The sequence below is a fragment of the Cohnella sp. 56 genome (assembly GCF_037963805.1).
GTDB lineage: Bacteria > Bacillota > Bacilli > Paenibacillales > Paenibacillaceae > Cohnella.
On the sequence record NZ_JAZDQE010000005.1, the window covers coordinates 422090 to 443933 of the forward strand.

The 21844-nt window shown below is 60.8% G+C and carries 13 protein-coding genes and 1 pseudogene; all 14 read left to right on the top strand.

Going from position 1 to position 21844, the window contains the following annotated elements; genetic code table 11:
* Window positions 1–167 precede the first annotated feature (167 nt).
* Window positions 168–5150, top strand: a complete 4983-nt coding sequence (locus VQ071_RS12420; RefSeq protein ID WP_340514309.1) for a glycoside hydrolase domain-containing protein — start codon at window positions 168–170, stop codon at window positions 5148–5150.
* 138 nt (window positions 5151–5288) lie between these two features.
* Window positions 5289–7085: a sensor histidine kinase gene (locus VQ071_RS12425; protein WP_340514310.1), complete on the top strand. Its 1797-nt coding sequence runs from the start codon at window positions 5289–5291 to the stop codon at window positions 7083–7085.
* Window positions 7078–8607: a response regulator gene (locus VQ071_RS12430; protein ID WP_340514311.1), complete on the top strand. Its 1530-nt coding sequence runs from the start codon at window positions 7078–7080 to the stop codon at window positions 8605–8607. Before VQ071_RS12425 ends, VQ071_RS12430 begins: the two co-directional genes overlap by 8 nt.
* 247 nt (window positions 8608–8854) lie before the next feature.
* On the top strand, window positions 8855–10234 hold the full coding sequence (locus VQ071_RS12435; protein ID WP_340514312.1) for an extracellular solute-binding protein: 1380 nt from the start codon (window positions 8855–8857) through the stop codon (window positions 10232–10234).
* A 94-nt stretch (window positions 10235–10328) separates the two neighbouring features.
* On the top strand, window positions 10329–11192 hold the full coding sequence (locus VQ071_RS12440) for a carbohydrate ABC transporter permease (protein WP_340514313.1): 864 nt from the start codon (window positions 10329–10331) through the stop codon (window positions 11190–11192).
* Window positions 11193–11208: 16 nt separating this feature from the next.
* Entirely contained in the window at window positions 11209–12543 is a 1335-nt protein-coding gene (locus tag VQ071_RS12445; protein ID WP_340514314.1) for a carbohydrate ABC transporter permease, read from the top strand.
* Between the two features lie 27 nt (window positions 12544–12570).
* Window positions 12571–15570: a DUF5107 domain-containing protein gene (locus tag VQ071_RS12450; RefSeq protein ID WP_340514315.1), complete on the top strand. Its 3000-nt coding sequence runs from the start codon at window positions 12571–12573 to the stop codon at window positions 15568–15570.
* A 158-nt stretch (window positions 15571–15728) separates the two neighbouring features.
* Window positions 15729–18260: a choice-of-anchor Q domain-containing protein gene (locus VQ071_RS12455; RefSeq protein WP_340514316.1), complete on the top strand. Its 2532-nt coding sequence runs from the start codon at window positions 15729–15731 to the stop codon at window positions 18258–18260.
* A gap of 72 nt (window positions 18261–18332) precedes the next feature.
* Window positions 18333–19460, top strand: a complete 1128-nt coding sequence (locus VQ071_RS12460; RefSeq protein WP_340514317.1) for a peptidylprolyl isomerase — start codon at window positions 18333–18335, stop codon at window positions 19458–19460.
* 307 nt (window positions 19461–19767) lie between these two features.
* Window positions 19768–20107, top strand: a pseudogene (gene ytxJ / locus VQ071_RS12465) (bacillithiol system redox-active protein YtxJ).
* 65 nt (window positions 20108–20172) lie between these two features.
* A complete protein-coding gene (locus VQ071_RS12470) occupies window positions 20173–20505 on the top strand; it encodes an ArsR/SmtB family transcription factor (protein WP_340514318.1) in 333 nt (110 codons plus the stop codon).
* Between the two features lie 56 nt (window positions 20506–20561).
* Window positions 20562–20843, top strand: coding sequence for a rhodanese-like domain-containing protein (locus VQ071_RS12475; RefSeq protein ID WP_340514319.1), 282 nt, complete (start codon window positions 20562–20564; stop codon window positions 20841–20843).
* Window positions 20844–20925: 82 nt separating this feature from the next.
* Window positions 20926–21333: a hypothetical protein gene (locus VQ071_RS12480; protein WP_340514320.1), complete on the top strand. Its 408-nt coding sequence runs from the start codon at window positions 20926–20928 to the stop codon at window positions 21331–21333.
* A complete protein-coding gene (locus VQ071_RS12485) occupies window positions 21330–21839 on the top strand; it encodes a hypothetical protein (RefSeq protein ID WP_340514321.1) in 510 nt (169 codons plus the stop codon). The genes VQ071_RS12480 and VQ071_RS12485 overlap by 4 nt, the downstream gene beginning before the upstream one ends.
* Window positions 21840–21844 lie beyond the last annotated feature (5 nt).

Here is a 21844-nt window from a genome sequence, read left to right on the forward strand (position 1 = left end):
GTGCCCGCAAACGGCATTATTTTTCTTATATTGAGATGAAAACTTACAACGATTGTCCAACAATCTCTTTCGTTTCTCAATATCGGTCCGGGAAATCCTCCTTTTATAATTGAATCAGAAAACGCTTTCAAATCGGGGCGTTGAACGACATTCTGGAGGGGGATTATATGAAAAAGTGGTTGTCGATCGTGCTGGCCGCTGCTCTGGCGCTTCAGACGGGGCTGGCGACCGTCCGCGCGAACAGTCCGGAACAGCCGGAAAGCGCGCAAATATGGGTGCCTGCCAACAGCGAGAAGGTGATGCGCGACGAGGCGCCGCCTGGCGGCGCCTTGTCGCAGTCGCTCGTCATGGAGGCGGCGCGCAATGAATACGAGAGCGGACAGCTCATCGTCCGGGCGGCGGGGGCGGATCTGCCTGCGGTCGGCGTCAGCGTGTCCGAACTGGTCGGCGAGTCCGGTCAGCGGATCGCCGCCGATCGGATCAGCGTGTACAAGCAGCATTATATCGAGGTGACCAAGCAGACGACGCAGGCTAATCCCAAGGGCTGGTACCCGGACGCCCTGCTGCCGCTCGGCCCATCCGATCGCTTCGAGGTGAAGGCCGGACGCAATCAGGGCATCTGGCTCACCGTCCATGTGCCGAAGGATCAGCCGCCGGGCGTGTATTACGGCCAAGCCACCGTGCAGATGCAGGATGCCGAGCCGCTCGCGGTGCCGATTTCGTTTACCGTATGGGATTTTCAGCTTGAAGACGGCTCCGGCACGCCGACGGCGTTCGCCCTGTGGGGAGATCAGATTGCCAAGGCCCATCATGTGACGATGAATACGCCGGAATATTGGCAGCTCCTCGAAAATTATTACTGGTTCCAGACCGAATACCTGCTGCCGCCCGACGATCTTCCGATTCCGAGCGACGATATCGACGCATATATCGCTGCGGCGGGCCGGTTTTTGGACGATCCGAAGGTGACGAGCTTCCGCATCCCTTATTACTGCCAGGGGATTTGCGACGAGACCCAGACGCTCGACCTGGACAAAATGCAGGAAATGGTAGACAAGCTGCGGGCCAAAGGCTGGCTCTCCAAAGGCTACTTCTATTTAAGTTTTCTGGACGAGCCTGCCCCGGACCGTTATCCGCTCGTGCAGCAGGTATCGGAGCAGCTCAAGGCGATCGCGCCCGATATCAGGCATGTCGTCACAAAGGAGGTTGTGGCCGACCTGACCGGTTATGTGAATACATGGGCGGTTCCGCTCCAACTGTTCGATCCGGACAAGGCCGGCCAGCGCGAGGCTGCGGGCGATCGGATGTGGTGGTACACCGCGCTCGCTCCCCAGCACCCGTACCCGTCCTATCATATCGACGACGATCTGCTGGGCGCGCGCCTGCTCTCGTGGATGCAGATGCAAAATCATGTCGAGGGCAATTTGTACTGGAGCACGACGATTTTTCAAAAGTATAACGGGGCGCGTTATGTCGATCGGGACGTGTGGAGCGATCCGCTGGCGTTCTCGGGCGGCGCGAACGGCGACGGCTTCTTGATGTATCCGGGCTATGACCTGGGGATCGACGGTCCCGTGCCGACGATTCGTCTGGAGGCGCTTCGCGAAGGCATGGAGGATTACGAATATTTGCGTTTGCTGCAGCAGCGGTTGACTGCGGCGGCGGCACAGCTTGGGCTGGCGGATTTTGACGTCGATGCGGCATTGCAGCCCTACTACGAGCGTTTGTTCGAAAAGGTCAACAAGTACGACGACGATCCGCAGCAACTGCTCGAGGTCCGGCGGGAGATCGCCGCTCGCATCGTCGAGCTGGGGCAAGACCCGCTGTACGTCTGGAACGTGGAGCGGGTATCGGATTTGCAGCAGCGGATTACGATTTATGCGAAAAAAGGAGCGTCCGTGCAGCTCGCCGGCCAGACGCTGCAGGCGGAGACGCAAGGGACGAGCTACGACACCTTCACCGAGCTGGCCGAGCTTAGTCCAGGCTTGAACAGCCTGCCGCTCGCGGTGACATATGAGGCCGGGACGCAGCAGCAGACGCTGGTGCTGGTCGGCAAGGGAGCGGCGCTGCCCGAGTATGCGATCGGCCTGAACGATGCGGAGACCGCGGACGATCTATCCCGTTTTCTGAAAAACGGGGTGACGATGAGCCTGTCGACGGGATGGTCCACCTCGGGCGCCAGCTCGCTCAAGGTAGACTATCCGGGCGGCGGCGATTATCCGGGCTTCCAACTGTTCTATGAAGGAACCGGCTTCCGCTCGGGCGACTGGTCGAAGTACGCGGGAATCGGGTTCGACGTCTATAATCCGTCGGATGCGGAGGCGACGATTTATATCAAGTTTTTCGACCAGAAGTGGACGAGCTACGACGGCAATTCGGTCACGATCGCGGCCAAGGAATCGAAGCGGGTGTTTATTCCTGCGGACGCGTTTGGAGGGGTCGACCGTTCGAAGATGATCGGATTTGAAATTTGGACCTTCGGACGTGCCCAGTCGTTTACGCTGTACTACGATCATTTCCATTTTATCGCACACGAGGCGCTCCCTTCGCAGGATCTGAGCGAGGCGGCCCCCGAGTATACGGTTGCCCTGAACAATGCGGAGACGGCGGACGATCTGACCCGCTGGGAAAAGACGGAGGTAGATTTAAGCCTGTCCCCGGATTATGTGACGCAAGGGCGGCAGGCGATGAAGGTCGATTATACTCCAAGCGCGGACCCGCAAAATCATTGGCCGGGCATCTCGCTTTTCTACGAAGGAACCGGCTTCCGTTCGGCCGACTGGTCGAAGTATAGCGCGCTCGGCTTCGATGTGTACAATCCCCAGGATGCGGAGGCGACGATCCATGTCAAATTCTTCGATCAGGATTGGAAGCATAACGATCAGAACCCGGTGACGATCGGACCGAAGGAATGGAAGCATGTGCGCATCCCGATCTCGAGTCTGACGGACATTGACGTTGCCCGGATGGTCGGGCTCGAGATTTGGAAGTTCGGCGAGGATCATCCGTATACGCTGTACTACGATCATTTCCACTTTATCGCGGATGAGCAACTGCCGTCGCAGGACCCGGGCGAGCTGCCGGACGAAGGGCTGTTCGCGTACAAAATTGACGAGGACGGGCTGACCGTCGACGGCGAGCTTGACGAGGCGGCATGGGATTTGCGCCACGACATTGCCTACCCGATCTTCGGCGAGACCGACAACACGGGGAGATTCGGCGTATTGTGGAACGACCGCTATCTGTACGCCGCTTTTGAGGTGCAGGATCAGGACCCGCGGACATACGCTCATCCGACGCAGCCGTGGGAGGATGACGGCGTAGAGCTGTTTATCGACGGCAACCTGGCAAAAGGTCCGCGCGGCGAGCATGCGCCGCAGCTCACGATCCGGTATGCGGACGAGCAGGTGTTTTTGAACGGTGCTTTGAGCGCGGCGACAAGTGGGGTCATCCAGCGCTCCCGGCCGACGGCGGACGGGTATGCGGTCGAACTGGCGATCCCCTGGACGCTGATCGGCATTCAGCCGCAGGCGGGCCAGGCGATCGGCATCACGGCGCATATCAATGACGAGGACGTGACGGACGGGATTCGCTCCTACGGCGTAGTCGCGCATACGATATCCGGCCTGAACGATGTGACGACAAGCGCGGATTGGAGCGAGCTGACGCTGTCGGGCGAACCGGCGCCGGGCTCCGGCCCGGAGCCGAGCGCAAGTCCGGAGCCAAGTACAAGTCCGGAGCCGAGTGCGAGTCCGGAACCAAGTACGAGTCCGGAGCCGAGTGCGAGTCCGGAACCGAGTGTAAGTCCGGAGCCGAGTACGAGTCCGGAACCAAGTACGAGTCCAAGCTCGGAGCCTAGCCCCAGCCCGGACACAAGCACAAGCCCGGAACCGAGCGCAAGCCCGGAGCCCAGCCCGACGCCGGCTCCGGTCGTTTCGATTCCGACGCCTACGCCGACACCGGCGCCCGTGAACGGCACAGCAACGCTCGAGCCGACGCTGGGCGCGAACGGCGGCGCCCAAGCCGCGGTCGCTCCCGCGCTGCTGGACGCGCTCGCCCGCAGCGCCGCGGCCGACGCCGCAGGCGCCAAGACGCTTACGCTTGTCGTGAAGCCGATCGCAGGCGCGCAATCTTATGAAGTGCTGCTGCCCGCAGATGCGCTCGCAGCCCGCAGCGATGTCGGCCTGCTGATCGTCGATACGCCGGCCGCCAGACTCGAGCTGCCGCGCGCCATGCTCGGCGGCGGACAGCTCGCCCGGGCGGCGATGCTCGGACTGTCGGTCGCGTCCGTCGCCGTGCCGGAGCCTGCCGGACAGCGGCTGAAGGATCAGCTCGGGACCCGGCCCGCGATCGAGCTGAGCCTGACGGCAGACGGCCGGCCGCTCGCATGGAGCGATCCGGACGCTCCGGTTGTCATCGTGCTGAAAAACGCGGCGGCCGAAGCGGGCGACGCTTCCTTTAACCCCGACTTTATGACGGTCTGGCGTGTGGATCGGGACGGCGGCGCGGTGCAAGTACCGAACGCCAAGTACGACCCGACGACTGGGGAGCTGATTTTCTCCGCCGCGCAGCTCGGCTTCTATACCGCAGCCTACAACCCTCGCACGTTCGACGATCTGGAACGAATCGACTGGGCGAGACCGGCGATCGAGGCGCTCGCATCGAAGGGCGTGCTGGACGGGCTGTCGGACCGAAGCTTCGGACCCGGAGCGGACATTACGCGGGCGGAGTTTCTGGGCGGCCTCGTGCGGCTGCTGGGATTGACCGCCACGGCGCAGACGAGCTTCGCCGATGTCGCCGCGACGGACGCCAATGCCCGGGAGATCGCGATCGCCCAGGCGCTCGGCATTACGACCGGCATCGGCAACGGCCGATTCGGGCCGGACCTGCCGATCACGAGGCAGGACATGATGGTGCTCGCGGTCAAGGCGCTGCGGCTCGCGGGCGCCAGCCTCGGCCAGGGCGAGGAGACGAGCCTGGACGGCTTCGCCGACGCTTCGTTCGTGGCGGGCTATGCCCGCGCCAGCGCGACGGCGCTGCTCGGCAGCGGACTTGTCCGCGGAGAGGGCGGCGGCAGGCTGAACCCGCAGGGCAGCTTGACGCGCGCGGCCGCCGCGACCGTGCTCTACAATATGCTGAAGCGCGACTAGCGCGGGCATAGAGGATCTCCGTCTCCGCCCCGGTGCGGAGACGAGGTCCTTTCTTTTATTTTCAAGCGGCCGCGTTCCTGCTATCATACCAATTACAACTGCCGCTGCTGCTTGCTTGAAGGGAGCTACCTGAACCCCATGATCTTTCCCGGCCTACTGAGGCAGACCAGCATCAAGTACAAGCTGATCGCGATCTTTATTTTCTTCGTTCTGATCCCTTTTCTGCTCCTGTCGCTTGCCTATGTCTACTACACGCAAACCGTGCTGAAGGAAAAGATCGTCGTCACGCACACGGAGATTACCAAGCAGATCGGGCAAAACCTGAACGTCGTGTTCAAGGATATGGTCACAACCTCGCATGTCGTGCTCGCGAACAACGATATGGGCGAAGTATTGTCAAAAAACATTTACGACGATCCCGTCAATATTTTCGGCAATATCAAAATGCTCAACAATCTGTTCACCGAGATCATGTATTCGGTGCTGAACTATCCGAACAGCTTCGTCGCGATCAAGGACAGCTACGGCAACCTGCATATGAGCCAGAATGTGCCGCTCGGCGATATCAAGGACAAGATCGAGGATTTCATCGACCGCCATGCGAGCTGGCCGGAGGGCGCCGACACCAAATGGCTGTCCGTCGAGGGTCTGAACTCCAGCAATGAGAATCCGTACGGCGTCGGTCTGCTGATGATGCTGCCCTACGAGTCGATCGGACATAGCAAGGGCACGATGCTGATCAGCGTCAACGAGATGAATTTGTACCGGATCATGCAGTCTGCCAAGGTCGACCCGGCGATCACGATCCGCATCGTGGATGCGGAGGGGCGTATCGTCACGTCCACCGACCGTGCCGAGCTCGCCCTCCCGTACCCGGATGCGGCCTCACTGGAAGCGGCCGAGGCGGGCGCTGCCAGTGAGGCGTACATTCGGGCGCACGGCGCGTTCGTCAACGCCTATGCGCTGAGCAACGGCTGGCGGCTGGTCGAGACGATCCCGCGCGAGGTGATCTACCGCGATATCGAGCGGATTCGCACGCTGTTCATTTCGATCGGGGGCGGGTTCCTGGTGCTGTTCGCCGCGCTCTCGGCGCTGCTGGTCGGGCGCATCACGCGGCCAATCATTCAACTGACGGAGGCGATGAAGGAGGTTCAAGGGGGCAATCTGAGCGTATCGGTGAAAATCAACGGCCGCGACGAGGTCGGGCAGCTCTCCAAGGTGTTCAACACGATGGTGCTGCGTATGGACGAGCTGATCCGCCGGATCAACGAGGAGGAGCGGGACAAGCGCGAGGCGGAGCTGAAGATGCTGCGGTCGCAGATCAAGCCGCATTTTCTGTTCAACACGCTGAATTCGATCCGCTGGGTGGCCGATATCAACAAGGCGAAGCCCGTCAGCGATCTGATCGTCTCGCTCGCCACGCTGCTGAAGAGCGGCATCCTGGGCAACAAGGAATTTGTGCCGCTGGCCGAGGAGATCGACAATCTGAAGCATTATTGCAACATTCAGGCGATCCGCTACGGCGGGCTGTTCGAGGTCGAATACCGCATATCCGAGGAGGCGGCGGCATGTCCGGTCATCAATCTGATCCTGCAGCCGATCATCGAGAACAGCCTGATTCACGGCTTCGACGGCCTGAACCGCAGAGGGCGCATCGAGGTCGAGGCCTGGACGGAGGAAGGCATGCTGCAGCTCCGGATCGTCGACAACGGCCAAGGGATGACGCCGGAGCAGCTCGCGTCGATCTTCACGCCGAAGCCGGAAGAACAGCGGACGAGGATGGGCGGGATCGGGCTGCCCAACGTTCGCGAGCGGCTGCGGCTGCATTACGGCAGCGGCTTCCGGCTGACCATCGACAGCACGCCGGGGCAGGGGACCGCGGTCGCGCTCGAGCTGCCGGATCGTTCACAGCAAGGGGGAGCAGACGATGATTAAGCTGTTTATCGCAGACGATGAGCTGCTGGTGCTGATGGGGATGCGCGTCGTCGCCGACTGGGAAGCCGCGGGCATCGAGATCGTCGGGGAAGCGCAGGACGGCAGGTCGGCGCTGAGCCTCATTATGGAGACGGCGCCCGATATCGTGATTACCGATCTGAATATGCCGGTCATGGACGGCATCGAGCTGATCAGACGGCTGAAGCAGACCGGCTATCAGGGCCAGATCATCGTCCTGAGCAATTACAACGAATTGCAGATGGTCAAGGAAGCGATCAAGGCGGGCGCTGCGGATTATGTGCTGAAGGTGACGCTGAACGGAGACGAGCTGGTGCAGCTCGTGCGCTCGCTGGCCGGCGTGTCGGAGCGGGCGGCGGGCGGCGGGGAGCAGCAGCGCAAGGCGGGTCTGGCGCTGGAGTGGCTGCACGGCGATATCGACGCGGCGGAGCTGGGCGCCCGCATCGAGCGGTTGCGGCTGCGGATCGGCGAGCGCAACCGGCTGCTCGCCGCGTCCGTGCTGCGCGGGGAGCGGGCGGCGCCGGACGACGAGACGCTGCGCAACATGCTGCTCGAGGTGGTCAACCGCAAGACCGCGGCGGAGGTATTGACGCTGGGCCCCGGCCGCTGCCTGCTCGTGTTTCCGGCCGGAGCCGGGACCGGGGACGAGCCGGAGTCGGCATTGCGGGAGCTTGGCGAGGATATTCGCCTGCTGATCGGGCGCTATTTGAATCTGGATATGCAGTTGCTCTACCAGCCCCAGCCGGTGGCGCGGGAGCGGATGGGGGAGGAGGTGCGGCGGCTCGCGGTCGGCCTCGACGCCGAATTTTACGAGCTGCGCCCGGGCGTGCGGCGGATCGACGAGATCGCGGCGACGCTCGAGCTGGAGGAGACGTTCTGGCGGCTGAAGCAGCGGCTGCGGGACCGGCTGGAGCTGGGCGAGGACGTTGCGCCGCTGCTGGACGAGCTGTTCGAGCATATCGCGGACAAGCGCTACGGTCTCAAGGCGGTCAGACAGATCGGCCGCAACCTGTACATATTGGCCGAGGAGGCCGTGCGCAGCGCCGGCGGCGAGCTGGACGCGACCGGCGGGCCCGAAGCGGCAGACGGGCTCGACAGCGCCCCCGATTTTGCGGCGTACAGCAGCCGGCTCATGCAATTGTTCGAGCGCGTCCAAGCCGCTCTGGCCCAGCTTCGTTCCGGCCGCAAGCGCGACGAGATTCGCAAGGCGATCGCTTTTATCAAGCAAAACTATCGCAGCAAAATCGCGCTGGAGGACCTCGCGAGCCATGTGAGCCTGAACAAAAACTACTTCTCCACGCTCTTCAAGCAAGAGACCGACCTGTCTCCGGTCGAATATATCATTCAATACAAGATGGAAAAGGCGAGAGAGCTGCTGAGGTCCGGGCAGATGAGCGTCAGCGAGGTGTCGCACGATCTCGGCTACGACGATCTGTCGTACTTCAGCCGGCTGTTCAAAAAGCACTACGGCGTAAGCCCGGGCTCTGTCGCCCGCAAAAGCTGAAGCGTGCCGGCCCCCCGCCGGCCGCTTTCGTTTTCTGACGATAATAACGGTCGATCTGAAAATAATCCAAGTCGCGCCCGGCTGCGCCCGCCGCTGCCAAGGCGGAGACGCGGACATCTGAAAAAATGACGAATATTATCCAATATCCACTGCCGTTTTCTCAATATCGGGGGGAGACGGCGGCGTTTTATAATGAAGAAGCATCAGGAAGCGCTTTCACGCTTTCATATAAAGGGAGGACGAACAGATGAAAAAATGGTTGGGTTCGACACTTGTGCTGGCGACGGCCGCCTCGATGCTGGCCGCATGCGGCGGCAACAATAGCAATTCGGGCGCGGCATCGCCTTCGGAGAGCGGGTCTGCGGCGGCATCCCCCAGCGCCAAGGCAAGCGCGCCTGCGTCGTCGGTCGAGCTGACGCTGTGGGCGAATACGAAGGACGAGAGCGAGTTCGACAAAAGCCTGCGCAACGAATTTATGGCGTTGCATCCGAACATCAAGCTGAACGTCATCGACAAGAGCGGAGATACGAATACGGAATACGCCATCGCGTATGCTGCCGGTGTCGCGCCCGATGTGATCGACATTTCCGGACCGATGTTCAAAAAGTATATCCAGAAGGGATATTTCGCGCCGCTCGACGACTTCATTGCATCCTGGCCGGAGAAGGACAAGCACACCGACGTGTTCAAGGAGATCGGCATCAAGGACGGCACCACCTACGGGCTCGTCACCTTCCTCGGCCCGATGATGTTCGGCTACAACAAGGCGCTGTTCAGCCAGGCCAACCTGCAGCCGCCGAAAACGTGGGACGAGATGATCGCCGATGCCGTGAAGCTGACGGACCGCAGCAAAAATCAGTACGGCTACTCGATGCTCGCCAACGACTGGCTCGACTGGTTTTTCCAATTTTACGTCTGGCAGGCGGGCGGCGATCTGACGACCGTGAAGGATGACGGCACGATCGAGCTGCAATTCACCTCGCCCGCCGTCGTCAAGGCACTGGAGCTGTACAAAGACCTGAAGTGGAAGGATCAGGTCGTGCAGAGCGATATTACGCTCGACTTCAACGGCATGGTGCAGGAGTTCGCTACCGGCAAGTCCGCGATGATGATTTTTGCGCCAGACTGGGTGCCGATGGTCGCCTCGCTGGGCATGAAGGTCGAGGATCTGGGCATCATCCCGATGCCGGTAGGCCCGAGCGGCCAGCCGGTGACGTCGACGGGCGTGGCGCTGACCGCGATTACGGGCAACATCAGCAAGGAAAAGCAGCAGGCGGCCTGGGAGTGGATCGCGTATCGCTACGGCCGCGACGCGATCACCAAGAAGCTGCAGGACCAGGAGAAGAAGGGCATCGTGCCGCCGCAGATCATGATTTACAAGGATATGAAGCAGAGCGATATCGTTACGCTTGACCCGGCCTGGGAGGAAGCGCTGAACGAGGGCGTCTCCACGGGACGCGACGAGTACGAGGGCAAGGCCGTGCTGACCAAGTATGTCGTCGCCGCCGTCCAGAAGGTGCTGGTCGACAAAAACGCCGATATCAAGGCCGAGCTGCAAAAGCAGCAGGACCTGGCGCAAAAGGAAGCGGTCGACAAGTACAACGCGGACGTTCTCGCAGGCAAGTAAGCAGCCGGAACCTATAGAAAAACGGAGGAAATATAGGCGGGAAGCTGCGCGCTTCCCCTTATATTTTCACCCCGGCTAAAGGAGTGGAGCGCAGATGCAAATGAAAAGATGGATTCGCCCGTGGCTGTTTATCGCACCCGCGCTGCTGTCCATTACACTGCTTAAATATTATCCGATCGCGCAAGCGTTTTTCATGTCGCTGCATGAATACGATCTCGTCCACCCGCCCGGCCGCTTCGTCGGCTTCGGCAATTACAAGTCGCTGCTCGATATCGGCTTTTTCTGGACCTCTTGGCGCAATACGTTCGTTTACCTCGTTTTGACCCTGGTGCTGGCGTTTATTCCTCCGATTATCCAGGCTGTGTTTTTGAATGAGATCAAACGCTTCGGCCGACTGTTCCGCTCGATTTATATTTTGCCGGTCGTGATCCCGCTGTCGGTAACCGTTATTTTGTGGAAATGGATCTGGCACCCGGACTACGGCCTGGCGAACATGATTACCCGCTATGTGGGACTGGGCACGCATAGCTGGCTGAACGATCTGCATCTGGCGAAGTTCGCGCTGATCTTCCCCGGCTTCCTCGGCGGAGGGATCGCCGTCTTCATTTATTTGGCCGCCATTCAGGGCATACCGGAGGAAATTTTCGAGGCGGCTACGCTGGACGGGGCGGGCAAATGGCGGCAATTGCTGCGCATTACGCTGCCGAATATTTCGTTTGTGATCGCCATTCAACTGATCTTCACAGTGATCGGCGTCCTGCAAATTCTCGATCTTCCGTTCCAGATGACGCACGGCGGGCCGGTCAATTCGACCTCGTCGGTGGCGCTGGGAATTTATGAATATGCGGAAAAAAACATGGATTACGGAGCGGCGACGGCGTCATCCTTTATGCTCATGTTCGTCATCTTGCTCATCACAGTCGTGCAACTCCTGCTGAGCAAAGAGGACACCAATTGAGGAGAGGATGAGAGCTGTGTTCAAACGTATCGTGTCCGGCAACAAAATGTTTACGGCCGTCGCCTATGTGCTGACCGCCGTCTGGTGCGCGCTGCTCCTCGTGCCGCTGCTGTTTTTATTTTCCTCGTCGATGAAGGACGATCTGCAAATTTACGAGGCTCCGCCGAAGTTCCTGCCTTCGCCGCCCAAGTCGATCGGCATCGTGCTCGATTATACGCAGGTCGCAGCGCAGGGCGAGGCGGCGCTGAAGGAGGCGCTGTGGCAGGACTCTACGCTGGCGCTTTACTCCACGGTGTACGAGATCAACAAAAGCGGCGTGTTCCAGGTCGATTTTTACGGCACGGTCGGAGATCGCGTTATTTACAAATCGTCCTCCGGCAAAAGCGACCTGCAGATGAACATGACGTACCTGATCTACGACAAGGCCCAGGTGAACCGGGCGAACCTGCTGGAGAAATACAAGCAGTCGGTGGACCAGGTCGGGTATCGGTTCGACCCGCAAGGGCTGTCCGCGTCCTTCGATCGCTCGCGCCTCGGTGACAACGAGCTCAGCGGCCAGATCGGCGACTATCTCACTGATAAATACAAGGTCGAGGGCGTCTACAAGGGCAGTATCGTTCGCGAGAGCTACTGGTTCGCGTTGAAAAACTTTGCGGGCTACTGGAAGCTGCCCAAGGTGCTGTTCGCCAAGGATGAGATGATCGCCCGTTTCAGCTTCCTGTGGTTCGGGGCGAACACCCTGCTCGTGATCGCCTTTGCGATCGCGGCCCAGGTGACGATCGATTCGCTGGCGGCGTTCGCGCTGTCCAGGCTGTTCGGCAGGCGGATGGCGAAGCTGCTGCTGCTCTACATTCTGGCTGCGACGATGATTCCGTTTGTCGCTTATATGATCCCGATGTACGTGATGTTCCAGCGCTGGGGGCTGAGCGATTCCTATTGGGGCATGCTGGTGCCGCATCTGACCGCGGCCGGATTTTTCGTTTACTTGTACAAGGGCTTTTTCGACAAGCTGCCCGGCGAATTGTTCGAGGCCGCGCGCGTCGACGGCGCCTCGGAGATGCGCGTCTACTTCAGCATTCTGATGCGGCTGTCGCAGCCGGTAACCGCGGTCGTGGCGATCACGACGATGCTCGGCGTCTGGAACGATTTTTTCTGGCCGTTCCTGATCGTCAAAAAGGCCGAGCTGTGGCCGCTTAATGTTGCGCTGTACAATCTGTCGCTCAATGCGAACATCAAGCAAAATTTCCTGATGGGCATGGCGGCGCTCTCGCTTATCCCGCTGCTGATCGTGGTTACGGTGTTCAGCGACAATCTGCGCAAAGGCATGGTATTCTCCGGTATTAAAGGATAACGACAACTTGGCGAGAGGTGACGGCGGTTGACACAGGTTCAGGTTTATCGGGAGCGGCTCACGCTTCCTGCGTATGAGATGTTGAAGGAGGATATCAATCCGTTTTTCGACAAATATTTGGACCCTTACCCGTATACGCAGCAAAATCATTTTTCGCAGGAAAAAGTCGATCGGACGTATGACGCCGTTGTGGTGGAAAATGAATATTTCAAGCTGACGGTGCTTCCGGCGTTCGGCGGCAGGCTCTACAGCGCCTATGACAAGCGGGCGCAGCGCGAGATGTTCTACCGCAATGACGTCGTGCGGCCGCGGATGGTCGGGACGCGCGGCGCCTGGATTTCCGGCGGCATCGAGTTCAACTTTCCGATCTCGCACGCTCCGCATACGTCGGATCGGGTTAATGTCGATACGAGGCAATACGAGGACGGCAGCGCGTCCGTCATCTTTGGCGGCATCGAGCAGCTCTCGACGATGAACTGGAAGGTCGAGCTGCGGCTGTATCCCGGCGTGGCGAGCATCGAGCAAAATGTGAAGCTGTACAATCCGACCCGGCTGGAGCAGCGCTATTACTTCTGGACAAATGCGGCGGTCGATTATCACCCGCGTCTGCGCCTCGTCTATCCGTTCGAGTGGGGCATCAACAACATCTCGGCGAGCTATGAAAATTGGCCGCAGTTCGACGGGCACGACTGCTCGGTCGCGGGGCAGATGCCGTATGCGTTCGAAACGTTCGGCAAGCTGCCTATGCATAATTTTTTCGGCGTCTATGACGAGTCGGCGAGCTACGGCGTCGTGCATTATGCCGATCGCAAAAAGCTGAAGGGCGCCAAGTTTTTCACCTGGGGCACCGATGATTACGCCGAAGCCTGGAACCGCTCGCTTACGGAGGACGGCTCCGCCTATATCGAGATTCAGAGCGGCCCGTTCGAGAGCCAGATGGTCTACAAGTTTCTGAAGCCGCATCAGACCGTCGCCTGGAGCGAATATTGGTATGCGATTCCGGGGCTTGGCGACCTGCACTATGCCGAGCGGGAGATTGCGGTCCGCTGCGAGTCCGCGGAGCGCGCGCTTGTATTCCACTGCTCCGCGGTCCGGCGGCTGGACGACTGCGAGTTGACGCTCACCGTCGGCGGGCAGACGTACCGGCAGCGGCTGGACCTGGCGCCGGAGCGCACGGCGGCGGCGAGCTTCGCGCTGCCGGAGCCGCAGGAGCTGGCGGATCAGGCGGAGCGGTTCCGGTTCCGCCTGGAGATTCGGCAGCGCGGGCGGACGCTGCTCGCGATGGGCGGGCGGGATGAGCGGATGTCCGAGCCGCCGGATATTCATCTGTTCGAGGACGCGCGCGTCGTGCGCCGGCCCGAGAGCGAGGGCAGCTCGGCGCTGGACCGCGCGCAGTACCAGGAGTCGTTCGGTCTCTTGGCCGAGGCGGCGGACCTCTACGAGGCGCATCTGCGGGATGATCCGCGCTGCACGGTGTCGCTCGTCCGGCTGGGCCAGATTCGGCTGAAGCAGCAGCAGCCCGCCGCGGCGATCCGCCTGCTGCAGGAGGCGCTGCGCTGCGACAATCGCGACGCCAAGGCCCGCTTCCTGCTCGGCGTCGCCGAACAGATGGCGGGCCGGGCGCCCCTCGCCAGGAAGCTGTTCGAGGACATCGCGGCGGACGCCGATTATTACGCTTGCTCGCTGATCGAATGGATCAAGACGGACATGGCGCTCGGCCATTGGCATGAGGCGCTTGTGCATATCGATGGCGCGGGCTTCGCCGGCCCTTATCTGGACCTGCTGCGGCGAGTTTGCGAGCGGCGGCTGGGCGTGCCCGCGCCGGCGGCGGACTTGGCCGCGGCAGCGACTGCGACCGCGGCTCCGGGTTCGGCCGCGGCTGCGGCGGATCAAGCGGCGACGGACAGCACCCCGGCCTGGACGCTGCTGAGCGAGTACGGCTATGCGGAGCGCTGGCTGGCCTCCGGCCTGGAGGCGGACCGGGCCAGGCTCGCGGACTACACCGGCGGCGACGAGCGGGTGCTGCTCCCGGTCGCGCTGTTCTACGCGGAGCTGGGCCTGCGGGACGACGCATTGCGCGTGCTGGAGCAGGCCCGCGACGCCGGCCTGCGAAGCGCGCTCGCGCGGCTGATGCTGACGTGGCCGTCCGGCTCCGGCGGCCAGCCGCCCGCAGATGCCGCGCAGCGGATCGCGGAGGCGCTGCGGCATTCGCTCGACTATGCGTTTCTGAACGAGGCGCCAGTCGCTGCGTTTGTGGAGCGGATTCGTGAGCTGGATGCGAGCGGGCGCCTGGACTATGTGCTGGGCGTCTACTATTACGCCATCGAGCGCCAGGAGGATGCGCTGGCCCGCTCGCTGTCGGCCTACGGCAAAGGCTTGCGTTATACGGTGCTGCTGCGCAATCTCGGCTATATGTACTTTAAAAATCGCCGGGAGCCGGCCGTCGCCGTCACGTATTTGGAAGAGGATGTGCGCACGAACGGAGGCGGCAACACGGATACGCTGCTGCTGCTCGACCAGATTTATAAGGAAACGGGGGAGCTGGACAAGCGGGAGGCGCTGATCCCGTTGCTGGAGGCGGCGGACAACCGCGCCAAGGTGCTGGTGCAGCTCACGGAAATTTATCTGGCGCTCGGGCGGTACGAGGTTGCCTATGAAATTCTGTCTGCCGAGGAATTCGAGAACGGCGAGGGCACCGAATTCAGCGGCCCCTGCTGGCGGGAGGCGACGCTCGGCCTGGCCCGTCAGGCGCTGGACGCCGGAGACCGGGCGATGGCCAAGCAATGGGCGGATCGGGTGGAACAATACCCGGCCAAGCTCAACTACGGTGATTCCGTACGTTTCTCGTTCGCAGCGGTGCGGTACCGGCGGGGGGTGATCTATGCGGCGATCGGGGAGGAAACGGCGGCGGTCGAGCAATTTAGGCTGGGGGCTGCAGAGCTGGAGACGGGCACCCTCGTGATGAGCGAGGCGGATCGGCAGGCCGCCCGCGCTTGTCTGGCGCAGCTCGCGGCACGATTTCTCTAATGCGCAGTACGAGCGGATCGGCAGATTTTAGCAGACATTGAGTCAGGTACGATTGACAGCGGGCTGACCGAGAGGCGGCCCGTTAGCTTGACCGCATTTTTGTAATCGCTTACAAATGAGGGTGTTTTTTAGCGATCATCTGATGGAGGTGCAGGAATTTGGGAAAAAGCAAGCAACGATATATCGCGGTATGGGTGGCGGCGGTAATGATGCTGTGCGCGCTTGTAGGGAGCTGGGGGCCCGCGCCGCGGGCATACGCCAGCGGGACGACCTATTATGTCGACTCCGCCGCAGGCAACGATGCGAATTCGGGCACCAGCACGAGCCAGCCGTGGCGGACGCTGACCAAGGTTAACGGCACCGTCTTCAATCCGGGCGACCGCATCCTGTTCAAGTCGGGCTCCGTCTGGAACGGTCAACTGTGGCCGAAGGGGTCGGGCACGGCCGGCAGTCCGATCGCAGTCGATCGCTACGGCACCGGCGCCAAGCCGCAGATCAACGGGCAGGGGCTCGTGCAGGAGACGATCCGCCTGTACAACCAGGAATATTGGGAGATCAGCAATCTCGATATTACGAACCTGGGTGCCAGCCGCGAGCTGCGCCGGGCGGTATGGCTGGAGGCGCACGATGCGGGCGTCATTCACCATATCCACCTGCTTAATCTGGACATCCACGACGTCAACAGCACGCTCGGCAAATGGGATTATGTGGGCGGAGGCATCATTGTGCGGGTGACCGGGGGTGCCGTGCAGACGAAGTTCGACGATGTGCTCCTTCAGGGCAACAGCTTCCGCGCCGTCGATCACACCGGCATCTTCATCCAGAGCGACTGGCATAATCGCGGCGTGCGCACGGACGGCACCGGCCCCTGGTACGGCATGACGAACATCGTCATTCGCGGCAACAGCCTGCAGGGCATCGGCGCCGACGGGATCGTCGTCTGCGACAGCGCAGGGCCGCTGATCGAGTCCAATGTCGTCTCCAATGCCAACCGGCGCGCCGAGGGCGCCCATGCCGCCAACTGGAATATCAATACGGACGACGCGGTGTTCCAGTTCAATGAATCGTATCAGACCCGCACGCAGAACGACGGGCAGGGCTTCGATGCGGACGGGCTGTCCAAGCGCACGGTCTATCAGTACAACTACAGCCACGACAATGAGGGCGGGTTTATGCTGATCTGCAACTATACGGGAGCGGATTCGTTTAACGACGACGGCATTATCCGCTACAATATCAGCCAGAACGACCGCACGGTTCTGTTCCAGCTCGTGGGGCGCAACCGCAATTTCCAAATCTACAATAATACGCTGTACGTCGGAAGCGGGCTGGACACGGCGTTCGTCAAGGACTGGGGCGACACCAGCACCGGCGACAGCAGCGCACAATTTTACAACAATATCGTCTACAATCGCGGCTCGAGCCTGACCTACTCGTCTCCGATCACGAGTATCGGCTTCGATTACAATCTGTTTTACGGAAATCACGATCCGTCCGAGCCGAGCGATCCGCACAAGCTGACGTCCGACCCGAAGCTGGTCGCGCCCGGCACCGGCGGCATCGGCGTGAACACCGTGAACGGCTACAAGCTGCAAGCCTCCTCGCCCGCGATCAATTCGGGCAAAACGATCGCAGGCAACGGCGGCCGCGATTACGGCGGACAGACGGTGCCCTATAGCGGCGGCACGGCGGATCGCGGAGCCTTCGAGTATCAGGGCGCTCCGAGTCCTGCGGCGGCGCCGGCCGCGGGCACGCAATGGCGCGCTTCGCTCGGCTTCAGCGGCACGCAGGGGCAGGACGGCTGGTATTACAAGCAGTGGGACGGCAGCGCCTACACGAATATGACCTGGGATGCGGCCGGCAAAGTATGGGTCGGCAGTCAGCCCTATGCGATCGTCACGCCGATCGCGCAGCATCCGGATGCCGGCCATGACACGGTGCGGGCGTGGGTCGCGCCTGCGGCGGGCACGATCACGATCGGCGGGCTGGTCGCCAAGCAGAGCGTGGGGGGCGGCGACGGCGTGATCGCCTCGATCCGCCGCAACGGCACGCTGCTGTGGGGCGGCCAGGCGATCGCCTACGACAACGCGAACGGCTATTCCACCTATTTGACGACGACGGTGGCCGCGGGGGATACGATCTACTTCCAGGTCAATCGCGGCGCGGCCAACGATTGGTACGATCTCGTCTATTGGGACCCGATCATCACCTGGGGCGACCGGACGACATGGCGGGCGTCGGAGGGCTTCGGCTCCAAGCAGGGGCAGGATCAGTGGTCGTACAAGCAGTGGAACGGCTCGGCGCTGTCCAATATGAGCTGGGACAATGCCCGGGGCGTATGGCAGGGCACCCAGTCCTATGCGGTGATCACCGGCTTGACCCAGCATCCGGAGACGGGCAAGGACGCCGTGCGGGTGTGGACCGCTCCCAAGGCGGGCACGGTCAAAATTACCGGCCAGGTCCGCAAGGATAATACCGGGGGCGGCGACGGCGTGGTCGCTTCCATCTGGAAAAACGGCACGGTAATCTGGGATATTCACACGATCGCCTACAACGATTTTATCGGCTACAGCCACGATGTCACAACCACGGTCGCGGCGGGCGATACGATCGGATTTTATGTCTATCAAAATACGGCCAGCGATTATTACGACAATACGAATTGGGACCCGGTCATCGCCTATCAATAATGAATCGTATCGCATACAACAGAGGGGAAGCGCGCGGGCCGGCCCGCGCGCTTCCTGCCGGGAGGCTGCGGGATGAACGATAAAGCAACAATTGCAGGCGGATCGCGAACGACTGCCGCTGCTGCCGCGACCGTGACCGCCATCGCCGCTTCGATTGGGGCGCTGTTGATTTTGCTGGCGCTGACGGGCTGCGCGGCGACGGCGGAGCGGACCGGTCAGGCTCGCGAGCGCGAGGCGGTGTTCGCCACCGTGAACGGGGAGCCGCTTCAGGTCGGCGAGCTGCGGCTGATGATGAGCCGCACGCGCAGCGCATTGGCTGCCCGTTTTCAGGAGCAAGCGGGCGCCGACGGCGATGTGTTCAGCCGGCGCGAAGTCGGCGGCGAGCAACCGCTGGAGGTGTGGAAGCAGGCGGCGCTGAAGGCGCTGGTCCGGGCCAAGGTCGAGCAACTGGCTGCCGTTCGGGAGGGCGTGCTGGACGCTGCCGGCTATTCCGTTTTTTTGGACCGGCTCGCGGCGGAAAATCGCGAGCGAGCGGCAGCGTTCGCTCATGGCAAGGTCGTGTACGGGCCGACGTCCTTTACCGAGGATACGTACTTCGACTATGTGCTCACCAATGCCGATGAGCGGCTGAAGGAGAAGCTGGCGAGCGGCAGCCTGGCGGTTTCGGAGCGGGAGGTGCGCGCCTACTACGAGGCGCGGAAGGCCGAGCTGTACCGGCAGGAGGATCGGATCAGGCTCGGAAAAATCGTCATTTCCTATGTCGATGCGGACGGCCGGGTCAGCGACGAACTGAAGGAAGCGGCGGCGCGGCAAATCGAGGAAGCGGCCGGGCGACTGGCGCAGGGTGAGGATATCGCCGAGCTGGCCGGGCAGTATTCCGCCGGCCCCGAGGCTGCCGAAGGCGCCGTGCAGCTTTTCGACAGCGAGTCGGCGCGGACCGACCAGCGATATCGCGCCGAGCTATGGGACGCAGCCCAGAAGCTGCAGCCCGGCCAAACCAGCGGCGTGCTGGCGTTCAACAACGCCTTCTATTTGCTGCAATGCCTCGATAGGACCGCAGGCGGCGTGAACGCCTACGAGGAAGTAAAGGCGGACGCGCGAAGCCGGCTGCTCGAAGCCAAATTCGCCGCGTGGCTGGATGCCGAAGCCGCCCGCGCACAGGTGCAGATCGACGAGCAACAGTGGGAGCGGATCGACTGATAGTCGGCACAGCTTGGTTCAGTTCATTTAACGCGAAGCTCTGTGATGACTTGAGCGGCTATCGTAGCGGCCGATTGCAGCGCCCCTTCCAGATGGCCGCCCTGGACGCGGGCCGTCTCGGTGCCGGCAAAATAAAGGACGTTGCTCCAGCTATGATAGTCTGCGAATGGGCGCCGCGTATCGGTAACGCCCTTCTGCGTCAATAGAGGCAATGCGTGCGAGAACGTACGATTGTTTACTAACGAAAATATTAGGATTCAATTCAAGCAATTACTTGATTTTCAATCAAAGAAAGAAGGTACGACTTATGACCTGGAGAGAGATCACAACTGCCGATGAGTGGAATTCGCTTGTAGTTAAATCCGCTGAACGCGGACAGGTTATTTTAAAGCACAGTACGACCTGTCCCGTCATCTCCAATGCGCTTCAAGAATATGAGCAATACTTAAGGCGGCTCGCCGAATCCCGATGTGGATTATACGCTGGTCAAGGTCATCGAATCTCGCGTCGTATCGAATCAGATTGCGGAGGATTTGAAGGTCAAGCATGAATCGCCGCAAATTATTTATATAAAGGATAAGGCTAAATATTGGAGCGCTACGCAGTGGGCTGTTACAAAAGCGCATATGACGGCCGTGTTGGACTGACCTGAATTCGGTGATAGCTGAGGCTATTGCCGTTTTTATTGTGGAACGGAAATGAGGGATATGCGATGGAAGATAAGCTTAGTTTGGCCAGACAATTAAATTATGAATTATATAGGCAACTGGCAGGGATCGGAAAAAGCCTGTCCAGCGATAAGCGCTTGGAAATATTGAATTTGCTCTCTCAAGGGTCCAAAACCGTCGAGAGGCTGGCTTTGTCCACGCATATGACGGTGGCGAATGTGTCCAGGCATCTTCAAGTTTTGTTGGAGGCGAAGCTTGTCAAGTTCGTCAAAAACCAAACCTATGTCATCTACTCGCTCGCGGACCCGGCCATTATCGACTTTATGTCGTCGCTCTGGCGGCTCAGTGAGAAGCAATTGCCCGATATCGCAAGCTGAAGGACGATTCCCTTCATGACCTGGACGGTATCCAGACGCTCACGATGGACGAGGTTATGAAAAAAATCGATGACGAATCGATCCTTCTGTTGGATTTGCGATCCAAGGAAGAATACGAGGCCGGGCACATCGCCGAAGCGATCTCCGTTCCCATGTCGGAGCGGGACTCGTTTATGCGCGACCTGTCCAATCATGCCGAGGTCATCGCCTATTCCAGAGGTCCCCTATGTCTGTACTCGGCGATAGCCGCAGAGAAATTGCAGGCCAACGGCATCACGGCTTATCGCATGGACGAAGGCATTAATGAATGGCAGGAGCATTTTCAGCTCAAGCATTGAGTGAACGACAATGGGAGCGGATCGCCTGAACCCGTTCCTCTCTTTTTCTAAAAAGAATGCTTGACTGCACCGCTGGCCGACCGTGGTCCCGTATTGCCCTTCCGCCGGACCGAAGGCGATCCTCGTTCCGCACGTATACCTCCTCGAGACGATCGAACACCCACTTGCCCGCATCGGCTGGAGGAAGGGGACGCTGACGGACACAGGCTGGCAGTGGAGCGAAGAAAAACATGCGCTGGCTCCTAGCGGCGAAGGCTGGGATTGCGTCGGCGAGGCGTATGCGGGCAGCCAGCAGCATCTGTATCATGTGGTACATAAAATACGGCGGCTGCGGGACGCTGCCGGAGCCAGGAAGCTGGCGATCGTCTGCTACAACTATCCGCCCGGCGAAGCGAATGTGTTCGGCGGACGATACGCCGGAGCGGCGACGGCAATACGGTCGTGCCGGGAGCGGAGCTGTATTGGGGAACGGGACAATGTTCGGAAGTGACAATCGACGGCAAAGGAAAGTTCAGGCTGATTTATCGGGACAGCGATGAGACGGGCGATCGGTTCCGGATTGCCGCCTGCGATTTCTCCGATATGGGCGAATATCGGGTAGGAGAGCCCGTCGACCTGACGCTGGACGGCATGCCGCCCGGCGATCTGTGCGCATCCCCTGTCGCCTACGATCCGGTCAGGAAGGTTTATTACTTGATGGCGGAGAAGGAATGGGACGGCGTCGTCCGCTGCTGCCGGGAGACTGTCGTCGCGGTCGCAAGCGCGGATGCTCTCGAGCGCGGGGAGGCCGAGTGGACGACACTTGCCGTGCTGGACAGCGGAGTCACCGGCCGCTACGGCAACCACAATCCGGCCGTCGTTCGCGATCCTTACGGTCGTATCCGCCACCCGGATCGGCTCGAGATGTCCTTGTCGTCGGGCGAACAGAGCTATATTTGGTCTTTTCGGATATGCGGCATTGTCGGGGAGCTGGTCGAGCCGAGCAGTGCTATCTGATGCGG

Excerpts from the sequence above, each read along its gene's own strand:
- VQ071_RS12420 (WP_340514309.1), top strand. The coding sequence starts at position 168 with ATGAAAAAGTGGTTGTCGATCGTGCTGGCCGCTGCTCTGGCGCTTCAG.
- VQ071_RS12425 (WP_340514310.1), top strand. The coding sequence starts at position 5,289 with ATGATCTTTCCCGGCCTACTGAGGCAGACCAGCATCAAGTACAAGCTG.
- VQ071_RS12430 (WP_340514311.1), top strand. The coding sequence starts at position 7,078 with ATGATTAAGCTGTTTATCGCAGACGATGAGCTGCTGGTGCTGATGGGG.
- VQ071_RS12435 (WP_340514312.1), top strand. The coding sequence starts at position 8,855 with ATGAAAAAATGGTTGGGTTCGACACTTGTGCTGGCGACGGCCGCCTCG.
- VQ071_RS12440 (WP_340514313.1), top strand. The coding sequence starts at position 10,329 with ATGCAAATGAAAAGATGGATTCGCCCGTGGCTGTTTATCGCACCCGCG.
- VQ071_RS12460 (WP_340514317.1), top strand. The coding sequence starts at position 18,333 with ATGAACGATAAAGCAACAATTGCAGGCGGATCGCGAACGACTGCCGCT.
- VQ071_RS12470 (WP_340514318.1), top strand. The coding sequence starts at position 20,173 with ATGGAAGATAAGCTTAGTTTGGCCAGACAATTAAATTATGAATTATAT.
- VQ071_RS12475 (WP_340514319.1), top strand. The coding sequence starts at position 20,562 with ATGAAAAAAATCGATGACGAATCGATCCTTCTGTTGGATTTGCGATCC.